General features: G+C 43.2%; 16 protein-coding genes. 4 read left to right on the top strand and 12 right to left on the bottom strand.

The window, feature by feature from the left end; all coding sequences use genetic code 11:
* Positions 1-5: 5 nt before the first annotated feature.
* From Q0590_RS19355 to Q0590_RS19330, 6 genes are all read right to left on the bottom strand, one after another.
* Entirely contained in the window at positions 6-2,882 is a 2,877-nt protein-coding gene (locus Q0590_RS19355) for a PVC-type heme-binding CxxCH protein (protein WP_302039246.1), read from the bottom strand.
* A gap of 70 nt (positions 2,883-2,952) precedes the next feature.
* Positions 2,953-3,342, bottom strand: a complete 390-nt coding sequence (locus tag Q0590_RS19350) for a VOC family protein (protein ID WP_302039245.1) — start codon at positions 3,340-3,342, stop codon at positions 2,953-2,955.
* A 33-nt stretch (positions 3,343-3,375) separates the two neighbouring features.
* On the bottom strand, positions 3,376-3,777 hold the full coding sequence (locus Q0590_RS19345) for a GxxExxY protein (RefSeq protein WP_302039244.1): 402 nt from the start codon (positions 3,775-3,777) through the stop codon (positions 3,376-3,378).
* 65 nt (positions 3,778-3,842) lie between these two features.
* Positions 3,843-4,730: a sugar phosphate isomerase/epimerase family protein gene (locus tag Q0590_RS19340; RefSeq protein WP_302039243.1), complete on the bottom strand. Its 888-nt coding sequence runs from the start codon at positions 4,728-4,730 to the stop codon at positions 3,843-3,845.
* Positions 4,731-4,925: 195 nt separating this feature from the next.
* Complete coding sequence (locus Q0590_RS19335; protein ID WP_302039242.1) at positions 4,926-5,768, bottom strand: phytanoyl-CoA dioxygenase family protein; 843 nt, start codon at positions 5,766-5,768, stop codon at positions 4,926-4,928.
* 86 nt (positions 5,769-5,854) lie between these two features.
* The gene (locus Q0590_RS19330) at positions 5,855-7,048 is read right to left on the bottom strand and encodes a Gfo/Idh/MocA family protein (protein WP_302039241.1); all 1,194 of its coding nucleotides are present in this window, start codon (positions 7,046-7,048) and stop codon (positions 5,855-5,857) included.
* 169 nt (positions 7,049-7,217) lie between these two features.
* On the opposite strand from Q0590_RS19330, the gene Q0590_RS19325 reads away from it, so the two are divergent.
* Positions 7,218-8,063, top strand: coding sequence for an AraC family transcriptional regulator (locus tag Q0590_RS19325; RefSeq protein WP_302039240.1), 846 nt, complete (start codon positions 7,218-7,220; stop codon positions 8,061-8,063).
* A gap of 344 nt (positions 8,064-8,407) precedes the next feature.
* On the opposite strand, the gene Q0590_RS19320 is transcribed toward Q0590_RS19325, so the two are convergent.
* On the bottom strand, positions 8,408-9,133 hold the full coding sequence (locus Q0590_RS19320; RefSeq protein ID WP_302039239.1) for a DUF4197 domain-containing protein: 726 nt from the start codon (positions 9,131-9,133) through the stop codon (positions 8,408-8,410).
* A gap of 177 nt (positions 9,134-9,310) precedes the next feature.
* Between Q0590_RS19320 and Q0590_RS19315 the strand changes: the two genes are divergently transcribed.
* Positions 9,311-10,966 (top strand): amidohydrolase, encoded by a 1,656-nt coding sequence (locus Q0590_RS19315; RefSeq protein ID WP_302039238.1) that lies wholly within the window; start codon positions 9,311-9,313, stop codon positions 10,964-10,966.
* A 131-nt stretch (positions 10,967-11,097) separates the two neighbouring features.
* Here the strand turns inward: Q0590_RS19315 and Q0590_RS19310 are convergent, their stop codons facing one another.
* Positions 11,098-11,886: a hypothetical protein gene (locus Q0590_RS19310; RefSeq protein WP_302039237.1), complete on the bottom strand. Its 789-nt coding sequence runs from the start codon at positions 11,884-11,886 to the stop codon at positions 11,098-11,100.
* Between the two features lie 253 nt (positions 11,887-12,139).
* Here Q0590_RS19310 and Q0590_RS19305 point away from each other — a divergent pair, with 253 nt between their 5' ends.
* Both Q0590_RS19305 and Q0590_RS19300 read left to right on the top strand, forming a co-directional pair.
* Positions 12,140-13,759, top strand: coding sequence for an aminopeptidase P N-terminal domain-containing protein (locus Q0590_RS19305; RefSeq protein WP_302039236.1), 1,620 nt, complete (start codon positions 12,140-12,142; stop codon positions 13,757-13,759).
* 38 nt (positions 13,760-13,797) lie between these two features.
* The gene (locus Q0590_RS19300; RefSeq protein WP_302039235.1) at positions 13,798-14,688 is read left to right on the top strand and encodes a phytanoyl-CoA dioxygenase family protein; all 891 of its coding nucleotides are present in this window, start codon (positions 13,798-13,800) and stop codon (positions 14,686-14,688) included.
* On the opposite strand, the gene Q0590_RS19295 is transcribed toward Q0590_RS19300, so the two are convergent.
* From Q0590_RS19295 to Q0590_RS19280, 4 genes are all read right to left on the bottom strand, one after another.
* Positions 14,676-15,305, bottom strand: coding sequence for a lysophospholipid acyltransferase family protein (locus Q0590_RS19295; RefSeq protein WP_302039234.1), 630 nt, complete (start codon positions 15,303-15,305; stop codon positions 14,676-14,678). The two genes, Q0590_RS19300 and Q0590_RS19295, sit on opposite strands and share 13 nt — an antisense overlap.
* A 122-nt stretch (positions 15,306-15,427) precedes the next feature.
* The gene (locus Q0590_RS19290) at positions 15,428-16,111 is read right to left on the bottom strand and encodes a CAP domain-containing protein (protein WP_302039233.1); all 684 of its coding nucleotides are present in this window, start codon (positions 16,109-16,111) and stop codon (positions 15,428-15,430) included.
* Positions 16,112-16,187: 76 nt separating this feature from the next.
* Entirely contained in the window at positions 16,188-17,660 is a 1,473-nt protein-coding gene (gene crtD, locus Q0590_RS19285) for a 1-hydroxycarotenoid 3,4-desaturase CrtD (RefSeq protein WP_302039232.1), read from the bottom strand.
* Between the two features lie 175 nt (positions 17,661-17,835).
* Positions 17,836-18,327, bottom strand: a complete 492-nt coding sequence (locus Q0590_RS19280; RefSeq protein ID WP_302039231.1) for a CARDB domain-containing protein — start codon at positions 18,325-18,327, stop codon at positions 17,836-17,838.
* Positions 18,328-18,442: the final 115 nt, after the last annotated feature.

Raw genomic sequence — 18,442 nt, 5'->3', positions numbered from 1 at the left:
ATAAGTTAATTAGTAGGGAAAGATAGTAAATATTGGGCTACGTCTGCCAGGTCTTGTTCTGCCAGACCCATCGTAAGGGGGTCGGGCATTAGGCTGGTGGTAAGTTGCTTGCGGCTCGCAATGTCTCCGGCTTTAAATGTATGTTGCCCGCCTGCCGGATCTTTCAGGACAAGGGTTGGGCCATCGGCCATTAGAAAGCCATAGAAGGAGGAGCCTTTTTTAGTTTGAATCATCCAGGGTTCATAGCCAAAAGCCATACCGGCACTTGGGTTGATAATAGCATCCAGTAGGCCGGTTTTGTCAAACTTTTTATGAATTTGCGTTAAGTCCGGGCCAATTTCGCCTCCTGTATTCCCATGCTTGTGGCAAGTGCTACAGTTCTTCTGGAATATGGCCTTACCTTTATCTACAAATGCCTGCAATTGCGTAATTTGCTTTACCGATACGGTTTTAGCATTGCCAGGCCTTGTGAAATAATCTCCTGCCAGCACCCGTACCGTTTGATCCGGATTTAGGAAAATAGCCGAACTGACTGCTTCATTAACCTCTGCAGGCAATTTTTTGTCAGACACCAGGCTAATTAACATCTGGCCACCTATTTTGTCTTTTGCCATTTCCAGTGCGGCTTCTGTACGGGCAGTAGCGGGTTTGGTCTTGTCTAATATTTGCTGTTGAAGGGTATACATTTTCTCCCGTAAGGCAAGTTGATCGTCGGCAAAGGTTTCTTCCCAGTTGAGCAGTGCCAGCCAATCGTTTCCCTGGCGGAACTTCAGCCACCAGTAGGCTTGGTCGGCTACATCTGGCAAAGTGCTCTTGCTCAGTTCTGTCATAGCCAGGGCGGCTTTCGCATCTTTTGTAAATCCTAAAGCCACAAGTGCTTTTTTCCTTTCTTCCGCTGAAAGTTCAGCTGCATTAGCTCTGGATTTTAACGCTTCAATAGCGGCAACCGGGTGTAACCGCCAAATTAAACTAGTTGTTTTTTCATCCCACTTCACAGCTTCCCCGGCATTTGCTATGAGTTGAGCATACATGCTTTCTTCTTTTCCTTCCAGAGCCATACCCAGGGCCTCCAGGTACCAGCGGTCTTTGCCATCGTAGCCGTTTACTAAATCAGTAATAATAGCTTGACTTTTCTCTAAAGGAACTTCCCGCAAAGCAACCGCTATCTCACGCCTAACAGCCGGAGAATTATCTTGAGCCAGTTTAGTTGTATACGTGAGGAGGTTATCGGACTTTACCTGTTTTAATGCCCGGAAAGCCGTAATGCGGATATCCGGATTTGTATGGGTTAACAGATTTTCTACTTCAGTTATTCCCTTGCTGCCCAACTGAGCCAGTAGCCACACAGCCCTTGCCTGGTGATAGGGATTTGTATCTTCCAGAAGTTTTCTGACAGGCTTAATAGCTTTACTCCCTTTTGCTTTTAACATTTCAAAGCCAGTATTCCGGACATTAATAGCCGGACTAAGTAATGCTTGAATCTGACCAGAGGTGGTTTTTAGATTATAGGATGGAGAAATAAGTTTCTTGTTTTTAGGAGTGATCCGGTAGATACGTCCATATCCTTCTTTGTCGTGCATGAGGTGGCCCCCTACAACAGAGTCGTACCAGTCGGCTATGTAAATGGCTCCATCTGTGCCTACGGCCACATCGCTGGGCCGGAACCACTTCCGCAAGTCATTTACCTGTTCATTCCACACATAATTTTCTGTAGATTCTTTTAAGGAAGAAATAAGGTCGATGCGGTTGAGTTGATAGCCTGCTCCCTGCGGCTGTGGTTTATACGCAAAAATTACGTTACGTCCGGCATCGGCACTGAGCAGCATGCCTCTGTAGTTGGGTCCCAGGGCATCACTTTCGTATACGGCTACGCCCGTAGGGGAGCCTGCGCCAGTGTTATCACCGGCAGGAATTACCCCCGGATCTTCCTGATGCCAGTGGGCAGCAAACATATCTTGCCCGGGACGTTTGTCTGCCTGCCAGAAGCGGGTACCATCGGCGCTGAAATAACCTGCATTGCCCCCTTCCATTAGCCAGGTAGTGCGGCAGGTGACAACCTGGTCGTCGTTATCGTTCTGCCACATATTGCCATAGGAATCAATGGCTAGCTCGTATGCATTCCGGAAATTGTGGGCCAGTACTTTCAGGCCTTTTCCATCGTTGCCAATGCGTAAGGCCATGCCGCCCACCCACACCCGGCCATCATCACTTTTGCGGTTGCCCTGGTTCTCTTTATTATAGGGCGTACCTCCGGTATAAATACTTCCCGATCTCAGGGTCCATCCATTTTTATCGGTAACCGTATGTGGACCTGCGTTTCCGGTGTTGAAATACCAGTTGCCATCTGGCCCGGCCACCACCGAATGCAGGCTATGGTCGTGATCATAGCCACCAAACCCTTTCAGAAAGATTTCTTTGCTATCGGGTTTGTCGTCGCCATTGGTATCGGTGTAAATAATTAGGTTAGGCGCACAGGAAACGATTACTTTATTGCCAATAACAGCTATTCCCAGTGGAGCTACCAGGTCTTTATCCTGTACAAATACCTTAGAATTATCCGCTTTGCCATCTCCATCGGTATCTTCCAGAATCATTACCCGGTCTCCTTGTGGATGGTGTCGTTCTGGTTTGTTATTAAAATCCCGGTAGTTTACGGCTTCCGTTACCCAGATACGACCTTTGTTATCTACATCTATATTGGTAGGGTTGAAGAACTGCGGAGATTCAGCCCACAAAGTAGCTTCCAGGTCATCGGGTAGCACCAATTCCAATGGTTCAGTTTTTCTTTCTTTCCAAACGGAGGGATAGGAAAGTTGTTGAACTACTTGGTTGTGGCTAACAAAGAAGAAGGTAAGGCAACTGGTAAGTAGGAGGTATTTCATACGAAGGTTTGTTTGCTAAGCTGACTTATCTAAGGGGTGTGTAGTGGTTTGTGCATGGGAGTTTACATACCTACTTTGGCTCTACAAAATCCCAGAGGTTTCCATAGATATCTTTAAAGACTACCACTGTTCCGTATACTTCTTCCCGGGGATTTTCTATAAATTGAATGCCATGTTCCTGCATCTGCCGGTAATCCCGCCAGAAATCGTCGGTATGCAGGAATAAAAACACCCGCCCGCCAGTTTGATTCCCAATATGGCTGACTTGCGCAGGATTGGCTGCTTTTGCCAGTAACAGATTGCAACTGTTGCCGCCTTTAGGCGCTACGACTACCCAGCGTTTGGTTTCACTCATTACTGTATCTTCCACCAGTTCAAACGATAATTTTTGAGTATAATACGCGATGGCTTTATCATAGTCGTCTACCAGCAGGGAAATAAGAGCTATGTGTTGTTTCATGGTCAATCTATCTGGATCACGGATTAGTCGGATTTAGGAATTACGCTGATTTTTGTTTGAAAGTATTAACCGCTTGAATTCAAGGCTCTTTGAGCCGAAATTAATTAGCAACCCAATTTCAAGCCTGTAAGCTTTCAGATAGTTGAGCGCCTGCGCCAGATGTACATCTTCTAATTTTATAAGTGCCTTCAGTTCAACAAGTACCTTGTTTTCTACTATAAAATCTGCCCTGCGTTTCCCGATAGGGTCGGGCAGGTCTTTGTAGAAAATATCCTGCTCAATTTCTCTGGCAAAGTCCAGTCTGGCTTGTCTCATTTCCCAGGCAAGGGCTCTTTGGTATATCACTTCCTGAAATCCATTTCCCAAAAATGTATGCACCTCAAACGAAGCCCCAATAATTTTTTCCGTTATTTCTTTATGCTTCAACTCCTCCATAATCCGTGAAATCAACTAATCGATTAAATCTGTGATTCCGACTTTTTCTTCATAAGAACCGCACCTTAACTCCTTTTACTCTCCGGAAAAATACCCCGTAAGAACTGGTTATTTTGCTGGTAGCTTTCCAGAACTTCTTTTTTCTCCGGAATAGCTCCCTCAATCTGTACCCAGCCAGTATAGCCAATATCGTCAATGGCTTTGCGTACTTCTTTAAAGTCTATTTTTCCCTGGCCTAACAGGTATCCGTTTTCTTTGGCATGTATCTCACAAATCTGGTTTTTGCCCAGCCAGCGGATTTCTTCGTAAATGTTATAACCCATCTGGTGGGAGTTGGCTACATCGTAATATACCTGTACATTTTTAGAACCTACTGCCTGAATAATATCCACATGTTCCTGGGCACTCAACCACGATTCTATGCCTAAAATAATGCCCTGTTTCTCTGCCTTGGGAGCTACTTTGCGCAGCCGTTCGATTACTACTTTTTGCCCTTCCGGGTCATTTTTCAAGTCGCCTTTGTGGAAGAAGGCAAGTAACACAGTTTTTACACCAATAGCTTTGGCCACATCAATACTGTCGCTTACCCAGGCCTCCGTACGCGGATCGGATTTGTAAGGGATATTGTTGAGTTCTCCAATGGCCAGGCCTCCTATGCGGACTCCATGTTTCTTCCCTGCCGCTTTATAGGCTTCCTGCATGTCTTTGCGGCGCAGGTGCATATCATTATCCACCGTTCCCAGGCTCAGTTGTACACCATCCAGGCCAATTCTGGAAGCCAGTTCCATTGCCTCTACAGAGTTAGCTTTTTGAATAGACCAGTCGCAGGCACCAATATTGAAGCGGCTTTTCACCTTACTGCCACTAACCGGATCTGCTAATAAATCGCGGGATATAGCACTCATTCCTGCCAGGGCAAGTGTACTTTTTAATAAGGTTCGTCTGGAGAGCATAAGGTTGATGGTTTAATGTGGTGATATGCGGATGTAATCTGAGTAGTGATACATGTAGTCCACTTATTTGCTCGAACAAACCTGTTAGGTTTCTGAAAACCTAACAGGTTTTACTGCATTGTATGCTTTAAATTAAATCGGCAGCGTGCCAGCAAGGAATATAAATCAGCACACTAGCACCTCAGCACATCCATTTTAAGCTTCCGGTTGCACAATGGTTTCTTTGAATTTCGAATCAACTTCCTGGGTCAGAAAATCAGCGTTGTCAGATATACCTTTCATGCCTGCTTTTACAATGGCATCGTCCGGAACTTTGGCAATAGGCGTGTAGTGGGAAGAAGGCTCATTTTTATACGACTTGTTGCTTACTAAATTGTAGGCCGAAATCAGCGACCACCTGGAATTTTCACTCAGATTGGCTTCCGACCGGTGCAGAATATTGCAGTGGAAGAACAAGGTATCGCCAGGCTGTAGTTCTACATAGACCAACTCCAGGCGTTTCAGGGCTTCTTCTACCTTTTCCATACTGGCGCCTACCTGCTGACCGGCTATGCCATGTTCCACGCGGCCCATTTTATGTGAACCTTTAATTACCTGCAAGCAACCGTTTTCTTTGTTGGCCGATGTAAGTGCCAGCATAACAGACACCATATCCGGAAATAGAAATCCATTGTTATACCAATACCCATAATCCTGATGCCACTCCCAGGCGCCGCCTACTTTAGGTTCTTTCTGCATCAACTTAGAGTGATAGTGGGCTGCCTGTCCGCCTAAGATCATTTCCACGGCATTTACCATGCGTTCGCAGCGGCTGTACATGCCATATACATCGTCTTGCGGGGTATACCATAAAGCCAGTTTGGTACGCAAGCCTTTGCTGTCGTTAAAGTCGAAGGACTTCTGGCTGATTACATGATCTTTCGTGGAAGTACCGTAAATGAGGTCTACTTCTTCGTTGGTAAAGAAGTTTTTCAGAACCACATAGCCATCGCGGTCAAATGTGTCTTTATCTGCCTGGGTAAATTGATGAGGAGCCATAGGAGGGGATTTAGGAAATTTGAAGATTAGAAAATATGAAAATGAATGTATAGGATAGGCGACAATGCCTATCCTATACATGATAATCAGGCTATTTCTCTTTGAATGATCTCACCTGACTTTTTATCTTTCAGGATGATTTTTTTAGTACCGTTAGGAAGCTTTTCTTCTTTAATCAATAAATACTGGGCATCGTATTCCTGAATTGCTTTTCCATCCTGCACATCATTCCGGCCACGCCAGATTTCCAGTTCTACTGGTTCCCACTTTTTAGTTTTGGCTGATTTATAGCATGCATCCATTATGGCATTTACTACATAGCCGTCATAAAAAGTTTCGGTAGGCTCCGTGCCTTGTTCCAGACAGTTAAACATTTCAGTAAACATATGCGTGTAGCCCAGTTCGTGTACCTCGTCACCTACCGGGAAAAGCCAGCCGGTTTCACTTTCTGCTTTCTCGGCCACATAGCCCCGCTGATCGGCGGCGGTGAATACCTCAAACCCGGTGCGTAAAAAGTGATCGGTGCGGATACTGCCTTCGGTGCCGGAAACTTCATCGCGTAGGTCCATACCCCCACGGAAACACCAGCTTACTTCAAACTGGCCTATGGCCCCGTTGGCATATTTTACTAGGCCTATGGCATGGTCTTCAGCATCGATGGGTTTTACCTGGGTATCGGCCCAGCACATCACTTCTACCGGCCTTATGTCTTTGCCTATGAAACTGCGGGCAATCTCAATACAATGGCAGCCCAGGTCTACCAGAGCCCCCCCACCAGACATCTCAAAGTTCCAGAACCAGTCGCTATGCGGACCGGGATGTGCCTCGCGGGAACGGGCCCACAAAACTTTGCCTAATGCGCCTTTTTTTACATAATCAATTGATTTTAAAGTTTTGGGTGTATACACCAGATCTTCCAGGTAGCCGCCCATCACACCAGCTTCTTCAACTGCTTCCAGCATAGCTTTGGCTTCCGCAGCGGTACGTCCCAGGGGTTTGGTACAGAGTACGGCTTTGCCGGCTTTGGCAGATAGTTGTACAGCCTCCAGGTGCAGGTGATTAGGCAGGGAAATGATTACCGCATCTATCTCCGGGTCGTTTACGGCTTCTTCCATACTGGTGGTCCACTTGGGGATGTTCCATTTCTGGGCAAACTTTTTCCCGTTTTCTTCACTCCGCGAGTATACAGAAACTACTCGGTCAGGGTTCCGTTGTCCATGCAGAGCCATTGTGTAGAACTCTCCGATGAACCCCGTTCCCAGCATTGCTATTTTAGCCATTCGGTTAGTAGGTTTTATGGTAAAAGTATTATTATCTATAGATTTAATTAGACAAAGATGAGAAATTTGTCAAGAGGAGACTACCACTTTTTACTCAAAAAAATAAACTTTTTAAACGTAATCTTCTTATACTTGGCAAAAGTACAGCTTGAATTTTACTAAACTGCTTATGAAAACACATATTCAGAAGCTGCCCTTGTCGGAGAATTCCAGTTTTATGGCTGATATTTTCCGCACGCCCCATTTTGAAACACCCTGGCATGCTCACCCGGAGTATGAGTTAGCCTTGATTGTAGATGGGCAAGGAAAGCGATTAATTGGTAACCATATATCTGATTACAAAGAGGGAAATCTGGCATTTATAGGGGCTTACCTGCCGCACCTGTACCGCAAAACCAGTCACAATCAACCAGGCGGCTCGTTAGTTATCCAGTTCCGGGAAGATTTTCTGGGAAAAGATTTTGTAGCTGTTCCGGAAATGCAGTCCATACGCTTGTTGCTGGAAAAGTCGCGGATGGGCATGCACTTTTATGGCAAAACCCGTGAGTATGTGAGCAGAGAAATGTTCCGCCTGCTCGAACTGAAAGGGATGCAACGGCTTACCTCCTTACTTACTATTTTGTCGGTTTTAGCGGAAAGCCAAGAATATGAATTGTTATCCGATCCGCAGGTACACAGCCACTCTCCGCAGGAAAGCGACCGGCTAAGCAAGATATTTGAATACATCATGGAGCATTTTCAGGAAGATATTCAGGTGGAGAAACTTGCCGGAATAGCCTTGATGAGTTACTCTGGCTTTTGCCGGTATTTTAAAAACCATACAAAAAAGAATTTTTCCCAGTTTGTGAATGAAATCCGGATAGGGTATGCCTGTAAGCGGCTGATGGAAAGTGAAGAGTCGATTAGCTGTATTTGTTATGAGAGTGGCTACAACAATATGACCAACTTCAGCAAACAGTTTAAAAAAGTTCTAAACTGTACCCCCAAACAATTCCGCAGCAAAAACAAACTATAGAGAAACCTGTAGTGAAGGGTACAATGGGCTATTACTAACCCAAGTATACCTAAGGAAATGTGTAAATTTGGAAATGTGCTAATATGCCAATGAATGGTTGGTAACCAACGTTTTGATGCAGATCAGGTCTGAGTCTGACGGTTCACTTCAACGGCAAAATATTAAAGGCAACCGGTTGAAAACCCATTAGTCATTTTTACATTTTCAAAGCGGATAGATATAAGCATAGTTTCTACAGCAGCCTTGATTTATCTTTATATGTTGTTAAACACACAGTCTGCATACATAAAAAAGTCCTGCTTGCTTTAAGCAGGACTACACGTTAGCAGATAGGTTGTAATGAATTATCCGTTTGTGCTGCCAAATACTTTTTTCAGCAGGTCGGTTACTCTGGCAGCAGGGTCTTTTCTGATTTTTATTTCCTCTTCCGCTACTACCGTAAATAATCCTTTCAGTGCTTTGCTGGTAGTATATTTTACTAAGTCTGTTTCAACTTTTTTTACCAAAGGTATTTTATTGTATAGTGTTGCTAATTCAGTCCATTTTTTTGTAGCTGTAGTAGCATCCAACGCTTTTTGAATATGGGGAGAGAAGGCAGAAGCCAAAGGATCAGACGTTTTAGTCCGCAGATAACTGGTAGCCGACGTATCCGCACCCATTAAAATGTTTTTAGCATCGGTAATGGACATAGAGGTGATGGCATTTACAAAAATAGGAGCGGCTTCTTTGGCAGCCTGCTCAGCCGCCCGGTTCAAGGTTTGCTCAAATTCATCTACTTTTTTGCCAAAGCCCATTTCCCGCAGTTTAGTGGCTACCCGCTGGGCATCTTCCGGAAAAGGGATGCGCACTTTCATGTTTTTGTTAAATCCATCTACCGCGTTCAATTGGGAAGAAGCATTTTTTGCACCTACGGTTAAGGCTTCTTTTAAACCCTTAGCAATTTCCGATTCGGATAAGGTAGCAGAGGAAGTAGCCGTGGTTACTGTTTTCTTCAGATTTTTCAGGCTAAACTGTCCGTAGGAGTACGAACTGATAATAACACCTATAAGCAGGACAACTATTTTTTTCATAAGATAAATTTCTAACAAAATTGATGTAAACTAAAAAGAATAAAGCATATATGTATCTATGCAAATGTAAAGCCACACTAGTTGAGTGTAAGAAAAGCAGCGGTTGTTAGCATGTGCAGATTTCAAAAAATGACTTTATCTTTACTTTATTGAACCTACACTTCCAAACAATCCTACATGCTCAAGTCATCTTTACTAGCTACTCCATACGCTTTACTAACTTTTGTTTTGCTGCTTTTGTTCAGTTGCACGGCTACCGAGAAAGCCGACCTGATTATACATAATGCCCTAGTATACACGGTAGATAGCAGTTTTACTGTAGTACAAGCATTTGCCGTGAAAGATGGCAGGTTTCTGGAGAGTGGCAGCAATGAGCAAATTCTAAAAAACTATAAAGTAGATCAGACGATAGATGCCGGAGGCAAAGCCGTATACCCAGGGTTTATAGATGCCCATTGCCATTTTCTGCGGTATGGCTTATCTCTACAGAATGCAGACCTGACCGGAACTACTTCTTTCGGGGAAATTATAGAGCGGATACAAGCTCACCGCAACAAATACCCGGCTGCCAGCTGGATTGTAGGCCGCGGCTGGGACCAGAATGACTGGCCAGAGAAAGCATTTCCTACCAAAGATACCCTGGACCTGTTATTTCCAGATACGCCTGTTTTCCTGGAACGCATAGACGGGCATGCGGCTCTGGTAAATCAGAAAGCCCTGGATCTGGCCGGGGTCACGACTAGCACACGTGTTTCCGGAGGCTTAGTGGAGTTGAAAAACAATGAGCCAACCGGGATTCTGGTAGATAATGCGGCAGATCTGGTAAGTAGGGTTATACCCCAGCCTGGCCGCCAAGAGGTAAGCCAAGCTTTGCAACAAGCAGAAAAAAACTGCTTTGCCGTAGGATTGACTACGGTAGATGATGCCGGGTTGGGCAAGGCAGAGGTCGATCTGATTGATTCATTACAGAAAGCTAAAGGGTTAACCATGCGGATGTATGTAATGCTGAATCCATCGCAGGAGAACCAGGACCATTATTTTACAAGTGGACCTTATAAAACGGATCAATTGAATGTACGGTCTTTTAAAATATACGCCGATGGTGCATTGGGCTCCAGAGGTGCTTGCCTGCTGCACGATTACCATGACAGGCCGGGCAACAAGGGATTTTTGCTGCAAACCCCGCAAGACTTGAAAAATATAGCTACAGCTTTATATCAGCATAATTTCCAGATGAACACCCATTGTATCGGCGATTCGGCTAACCGTTTATTACTTGATTTTTATGGAGGGCTGTTGAAAGGCAAAAATGACCGCAGGTGGCGCATAGAACATGCACAAGTGGTTGCTACAACTGATGTAGCAAAGTTTGGGGAATATTCAGTTATTCCTTCCGTACAGCCTACCCATGCCACTTCGGATATGTACTGGGCCGGCGAACGTTTGGGAGAAACCAGGGTAAAAACGGCCTATGCGTTTCAGGATTTATACAAACAAAATCAAACCATTGCTTTTGGCAGTGATTTTCCGGTAGAAGCCATCGAACCCTTATATGGATTTCATGCAGCTGTTGCCAGGCAAGATGCCAAAAACTATCCCAAAGGTGGTTTTCAGCCAGAAAATGCCATGACCCGTGAGCAAGCCTTACGCGGGATGACAATCTGGGCAGCTTATAGCAATTTTGAGGAAAAAGAAAAAGGAAGTATTGAAAAAGGCAAGTTTGCTGATTTTGTGATCCTGGAAAAAGACATTATGAAGGCAAGTAACGCAGAGTTGAGAAACATAAAAGTTGCCCAAACATTTGTTGGAGGAAAACAGGTGTATAGCCGCTAGAGTTTCACATGGCTTGTTTTGCTAGAAAGCAATTGTTGAAAACCAACAAGGGAATATCAGAAAATATGTAGCTGCCTTATTGGGTGTTTATGATAAAGTTATCAAAAATACAAAGGTTACGCAGGTACCTTTTAGTTACAGGCATACGAATAAACTTCTTCTGCTATGCCTTCCCAGCCTGGCGCATTTACAACTTTCTTAGTGGGTTTTCCGCCATTGTCATATTGATACGCATAGGATACTTCCGGAAGCTCTGGCTGATGGCGGTGGGAGACAATTTTAGAATGAATCACATTGTTTTTAGAAGATTCCTGCACATGATCGGCCCGGAAAGGATGGGTATGGTAAAAGGGATTGGCTTTATCATCGTACTGGTAGTAATCTTCTTCCACCAGCTGTCCAGTAGCTAGATCATAGGCTTTTACAATAGTGATGTTGTCTCCAGTATATTCGTAGATAGCGTAAAAAGAAGAGCCTCCATTGAAGAACATATACGATACCCGGCTTATTTTGTCTCCGGTATATGTTAAGGTTTTTTCATACAGCTTTCCATAGGTCTGATCTGCTTTTTTTACGAAATGTTCAAGCTTTACCACCCGATCTTCCTCGTAGGTTAACAGCGTTTCAGCTGATTTACCAGAAGAAGAGCCAGTTACCAATTTAGTTGCCCGGCCGTTGCTGAATTCATATTCAGTATAAGCAAACAATTCTCCAGTTTGATTGTATTCTTCTGTTTTCTGTAACTGGCCAGTGGAGGTATAGAAATAGTGGGTTTCATTAAAAGATTTATCCGGGTACATGTACTTCTTGGAGACAAGTGTACAGGATGTAAGCGGAGGTTCCGGTATTTCATCATCTGGCGTGCAAGAAAATAGTATGACGGTGAACAGAAATAGTAGTATTGGGAGTAATGTTTTCATGATACAGAAATATGCTAGGCTGAGGGGTACTTTAGAGATTGGCTTTTATTAAATTATGCGCCTCTGGTAACCCCTGTTACTGAATTGATTAAGATCTATCTGCAGCATATATTCCTACATATTATTGTGCTGGAGGAAACTACTTGTTAAGAACTGTCTAAGAGGATCAATAAACGGATACTGGATATTACCAGGATTTTCAAGTACATTTACCTGAATACATATTTTTGTTTAGTTTTCAATAATTAATCAGATGAGAGCCATTGTTCCATACACCGCTGTTCTATTTCTCATTTTATTTACTATCAGCAGTTTCAGGCTGAGTAACGATACTCCGCAAGATCATTTACCGGCTGCCTTTCATCAGGAAAGAAGAAACCAGTTACGGAAATTATTGCCACCCAATTCGGTAGCCGTGTTTTTTGCCAACGCTGTCCGCAACCGGGCCAATGATGTGGAATATATCTATCATCAGGACCCGGATTTTTACTACCTCACAGGCTATCAGGAACCACATGCCATGCTGATGATCTTTTCCGAAGATCAGAAAAATGCGCAGGGAGAAGTCTATAAGGAATTGTTATATGTTCAACCCAAAGATGCACTCCGGGAAATGTGGACTGGTAAACGGCAGGGCGTAGAAGGTGTGAAACAGAACCTGGGTATGAAGCAGGTTTTCAATAACACTGACTTTACAGATGCCTCAATTGATTTTACTAAGTTCAACAAAGTGTTTTTCCTTCCCTTCCACAACGATGTGCGGGATGAAGAAAATATCAAAGGCGATTTGTACGACCTCATTGCTCAGTTCAAACAGAAAGTGAATTATCCGGCTGATTATAATGCAGAGGCACATCAATTATATGAACTCATTCAGCAATCAAAAGCCGACAAAAGCGTAAATGCTGCTCAAACAATCCGCAGTTACCAACAAATGAACGAACGGCTCAAAGAAGATAAAATACTGTCGGATTATGCCCAGGCACAGGATGAGAAAACCAGGGAAGAAATAGCCAAGCAAGTGCCACAAATCAATATTAATGGCTATGCTTTAGATGGTATGATGAATACTTTGAGGGAGGTAAAAACGCAGGAAGAGTTAAAGCTATTACGCAAAGCAATCAATATCTCGGCTGTTGGGCAAATAGAAGTAATGAAGGCGATGCACCCGGGTATGTCCGAGAAAGAAGTGCAGGGAATTCATGAGTTTGTTTTCCGGAAGTATGGGGCCGAGTTTGAAGGTTATCCCTCTATTGTAGGTGCCGGCAATAATGGCTGTGTGCTGCATTATATTGAAAACAACAAAACCAAGCTGGAAAACGATCTGGTGCTGATGGATTTAGGAGCCGAATATCACGGCTATACAGCTGACGTAACCCGTACCATTCCGGCCAATGGTAAATTTACTAAGGAACAAAAGGCCATTTATGACCTCGTATATAAAGCGCAGGAAGAAGCTTTTAAACTTTGTTTGACGGATAGCTCAGTACAGGCACCAGGCCGGGTTGCCCGGCAAATTATTAACAAAGGGTTGAAGGAGCTGGGCATTATTGCTGATGAAAATGAACGGCACCTGTACTTTCCACATGGAACATCTCACCATTTAGGGCTAGACGTGCATGACCGCAGCAATTATGGAGCTCTAAAGCCAGGTATGGTGATAACTGTAGAACCAGGCATCTATATTCCGGATAGCAGTAAGTGTGATAAAAAATGGTGGGGCATTGCTGTACGGATAGAAGATGACATCCTGATTACAGAAAAAGGCTATGAAAATCTGTCGAAAATGGCTCCGCGCAAATCAGAGGAAATAGAAGCCCTGATGGCTAAGAGCAGTGTACTTAACAAGTTAGCGTTGCCCAAACTGGATTAATTATAGGTAAGAAAAAATTAGTTTAACCGCCCCTACCGATGGAAACCATACATACACCCGTACAAGACCTTTCTAAAGTGCATACCCTGGTAAGTGATTTATTCAGGATGCCTCAAACACCCAAAGACTGGGAGCCCTACAAATTGACGGAAGAACAGGTTAACTTCTTTCATGAAAATGGCTATTTGTCAAACATAAAACTGTTGACAGATGAACAAATAGAGGTATTGCGGTCGGAACTAACAGAAATTGTTGATCCCAAGCATCCAGGCAATCATCTGTTCTATGAATTCCATTCCAATGAATCAAGTGATCCGAATGCCGTATTGTTTCACGCGTTGGGTGCATGGCGAATTACACCAGGCTTTCATGATGTGCTGTGGAATCCGGCTTTTGTAATGGCAGCTAGCCAGTTATTAGGTGGTTCCGTACGTTTCTGGCACGATCAGCTGTTTTACAAACCTGCTAAACATGGAGGCGTAGTAGCCTGGCATCAGGACTACTCTTACTGGACACGTACCACTCCTATGGCGCATCTCACCTGCTGGACCGGCCTGGATGATGCTGATACGCAGAATGGATGTATGTATTACATTCCTGGTAGCCACAGATGGAATTTATTGAATATGCCGGAACTTGCCGGAGACATGAATGGCATTCAGCGGTTTTTGTCTGAGGAGCAAAAAGCACAGTTCAAACCTATTCCGGTGGAGATGAAAAAAGGGTATGGCTCTTTTCATCATCCCTTGCTGGTGCATGGCTCTTATGAAAACAAAACTGACCGGCCCAGAAGGGCGTTTGTTATTAATGTATTCAAGGATGGAGTAATCTCCAATTCCAATGAAGAGATGCTGGCAGGCGTACCACCGATACCCAAAGGAAGTAAAATGGAAGGTGACTTTTTCCCATTATTGTATCAGGCTGAGTAAGTAAGCCGCTGCCTCCGGAGTGCCTCCTGGTAATGTAAATTGTAAGCCCTTTCTATCTCTTCCAATGTGCAGGAAGGTTGATATGTATATTCTTTTAGATAGAAATGCAACGTGGGTTTGCGGTGGGCACAATAATCTATTAAAGCGGTAGAAAAAACTACTTGTACCTCTTTCCGGCACTGGTCTATTACTCGTTTAATTCCCTTTTCAAAATGAATATAGGGAGCATGCATACTTTCTATTTTACCTTGCGGAAAGATAATTACCAGATTGTCCGGATTTTCCAGTAGAGTGGAGGTATAGTTTAACGATTCCAGGATTTTGCGGCCTTGCCGGTTAATAGAATAAGCACCTGCGTAGCGTAAAAAGGAGTTTTTACTTAGCTGATCTTCCAGCATCATTAAATGCAATCGTTTGTGGAAGTATAGTTCATTGAGCCGGAATAAAATAAAGCCATCCCACCAGCTGAAATGGTTGCCAAGTACCAGCAACGCTTTATCTTGGCTAATCAGTATATCTTTGTTATACTGTATCTCCTTAAAATCTGAGCGGAGGATATAGTTCAGATACACATGCCAGAACCAGTCGGTAAGCAAATAATGGGCAGGTTTAATCATGCAGCAATACAGAAAAAGCTAAACGCCAATGCAAGTATATAGTAAAATTTCTAGCCAGGTGTTAATATATACATTTGCGTGAGAAAAATACTCGTTGTTGGAAGGTTGATTAATTTCACTTTCTAATAGCCGCCAAAGTTTTGTGTAAGCCGGGCAAAAGGAAGCTTCCGCTCCTGATACGGATTCTTAGAAAACCTGGCAGCACAGCCCATATATTGGAAATCCGGACTTAAAATATTTTTCCGGTGAGGTGGCGAATTCATCCACTTATCCACAGCCATTTTTGCATACGCTATATACGAATATATCTCCAGTGGTTTGTGTGTTTTGCAATTAAAGTAGATGAACTTTCCGTTTTTCTGCCGTTCCGGACAATACGTTTCTCTAGACCACATTAGTGGGTATTCGCCAATATTTTCGCCAATAAGCGGGACTCTTTTGTCGAACTCACGGACTCTGTCTAAGGGAAAATAAAAATACCGTATTTGTTCATTGTAGTGGCTATGAAAGTCCAGATCAATCATATGGGTGGCGTGCAAGGCAGCTGCTTTATGCAATGCCTGGTTGTATTTTAATGGAGGAAGGTTTTCAAGGGCTCTGGCTTCATTTGTTGCGTGGAAAATTGCTGCATCCAGTAAATGGTAATTGGGCTCTCCGATGTCAATGGTTTTATACACATCTGGTAAACTGTAGAAAAAATCTTCAAACGTGTAGGTGTAGTACAAAGAATCTGGTAATGCCGGTTGCCCACCGGCTGTGAATCGGATAAGAAGAATCAATAAACTAATATAGCTACTCCTAATCATAAAGGTATGGGCGGCTAACACGGAAACCGTACCTAATATAACATGTAAGCCTTGGATATATAATACCTGTTCTTGGTTACTTAATCAAGTCCGTGGCAATTTTAGCTGAAAGCAGACACAAAGGAATTCCGCCTCCTGGGTGTACACTCCCTCCGCAGAAGTATAGATTTTTAATCTGCGATGAGAAATTTGCATGACGCAAAAAAGCCGCATAGCGGTTATTGGAGCTGTTGCCATACAATGCCCCTTGCGAACTGGAAGTCCGGCTTTCGATTGTTCTGGGATCTAATATACTCTCGCAAGCTATCAGTGGCTCAATATCTTTATCTAAGACCCGGCTTAGTTTCGTTAGTATATTTTTTCTGGCCTCTTGAATCAATTTATCCCAATCCTGCCCAGCATTGTTGGGTACATTAATCATTACAAACCAGTTTTCGCAGCCTTCTGGCGCATCGTCTTTCTTATGTTTGCTGGTAATGTTAATATACACAGTTGGATCTTGATACACAGTTTGCTTTTGGAAAATATGCGTAAACTCTTCCTGATAGTTCTGGCTAAAAAAAATGTTATGCATATCTAGCTCTGGGAACGGATGTTGAATGCCCCAATAGAAAATAAGGGCTGAACTGGATTTAGGCTGATTTAGTATCTTTTTTGGCTGGGAAGCTTTTGGGAGTAGTTTTTTATAGGTATTCACCACATCCATATTGCTAATCACTATATCTGCCTGTATATTCTGATTATGTACTTTTACTCCATTGGCTTGCTGCCCATCGGTAAGTATTTCCTGTACAGGGGCATTAAAGTTAAAATTGACTCCTTTTTCGTTTGCCAGCTGCACTAAGCTATGGGTAATATGATGCATCCCTTTCTTTGGAAAATAAGCACCCATGTTATATTCCAGATGTGGAATAATATTCATAGTGGCCGGCGTCTGGTAAGGATCGGAGCCATTATAGGTAGCATAGCGGTTAAAAAGCTGTATTACTCTCGGGTCTTTAAAGGTAGCTTTATTTGCCTGGTGCATGGTGCGGAATACATCCAGTTTAGGAAAATGGGTATATCCTTTCCAGGCATGTGCATTTAAATAGGTAGAGGCTTTATGCAGCGAGCGGTGCAGAAACACTTCTGAAGTTAACTCGTATTTTGTCTGGCTATCTTGCAGAAAATGCAGGATGTTTTCACATGGCTCACCTGTTTTCTGTTCTATCTCTCTGGCAAACTCTTCTGGCTGGCTATAGGCGGTTATTCTGGTGCCATCCTCATAAAAATACTGGCATACAACAGGCAGGCGGATATACTCAAAATAGTCAGATGGATTTTTGCCAGAAACAACAAAAAGTTCGTCTACCAGTTGCGGCAGTGTAAACAGGGAAGGGCCTGCATCGAAGCGGTATCCTTTTGTCTCAAACGCAGATAGTTTGCCACCGGCATAAGAATTAGCTTCATAAACAGTTACACGAAAGCCTTTATTGGCTAAACGGATGGCGGCTGCTATGCCAGCAATTCCTGCTCCTACAATAGCTGCTTCACGCTTAAAGTTGTTCATGTATATGGATGCCCTTATTCTATGGTTGATGTCAGGTTATATCCTAAGTAGGTAGTTTAGCCCAGACAAAGCCTATGCAAAGATTATCAACTAAAATAAACGCAATATGTTATACTTGATAAGCACAGAAGCACATACAGAACTAATCTGCCTTTGCTAAACTTCTGATTTTCATTTATTCAATTAGCACATGAAACTTGTTAACAGCAAAAATATTATCTGTTTCATCACTTTCATCTACAGCGTTTTGCTTATCTGCTTCCCATTGAATTTTGTAATAACCTGATTTATAAAAATCAACTTTCGATTCTACTTCAATCATCTGGTCTGCGGTTAAGGTAGGTACTGTAATAAAAGACTCATCTAGTACCACCACATTTGTAGAAAAATCTTCAGTTTGGCTGTATAACACCTGTTGTTGGATAAAACATTGCTTACTGTCTGGTGTACAACTCTGGCTACTTTTGTTGGTTGCATTCAGGTAATAAATTACATGATGTGCTTTGGAAGCAGGGTCAATAAACGTTTTTCTTTTGCCGGAAAAGGCTACCTGAATATTTGGTTTGCCTTCACAAAGAGGTTGCGTTTCAACTTCATCACAAGAGAATAAAGCGAGTAATAATCCAAAAGAACAGAGATTTACAAATACTTGTCTGGAGTTCGTCATACATTTACGTGAGTATATCAAAATGACAGGTTTTATTTTTAGAACTTACCTCTATCTATTTATAACGTGAACTATGGATTAGCCGGTGCAACATTAGGCAGCCATAGGGTAGTGC

Origin of the sequence: Rhodocytophaga aerolata, from assembly GCF_030503435.1 — a bacterium.
Taxonomy (GTDB): domain Bacteria; phylum Bacteroidota; class Bacteroidia; order Cytophagales; family 172606-1; genus Rhodocytophaga; species Rhodocytophaga aerolata.
The sequence above is the reverse complement of the archived record's forward strand: the minus strand, read 5'-3'. Positions and strand labels throughout refer to the sequence as shown.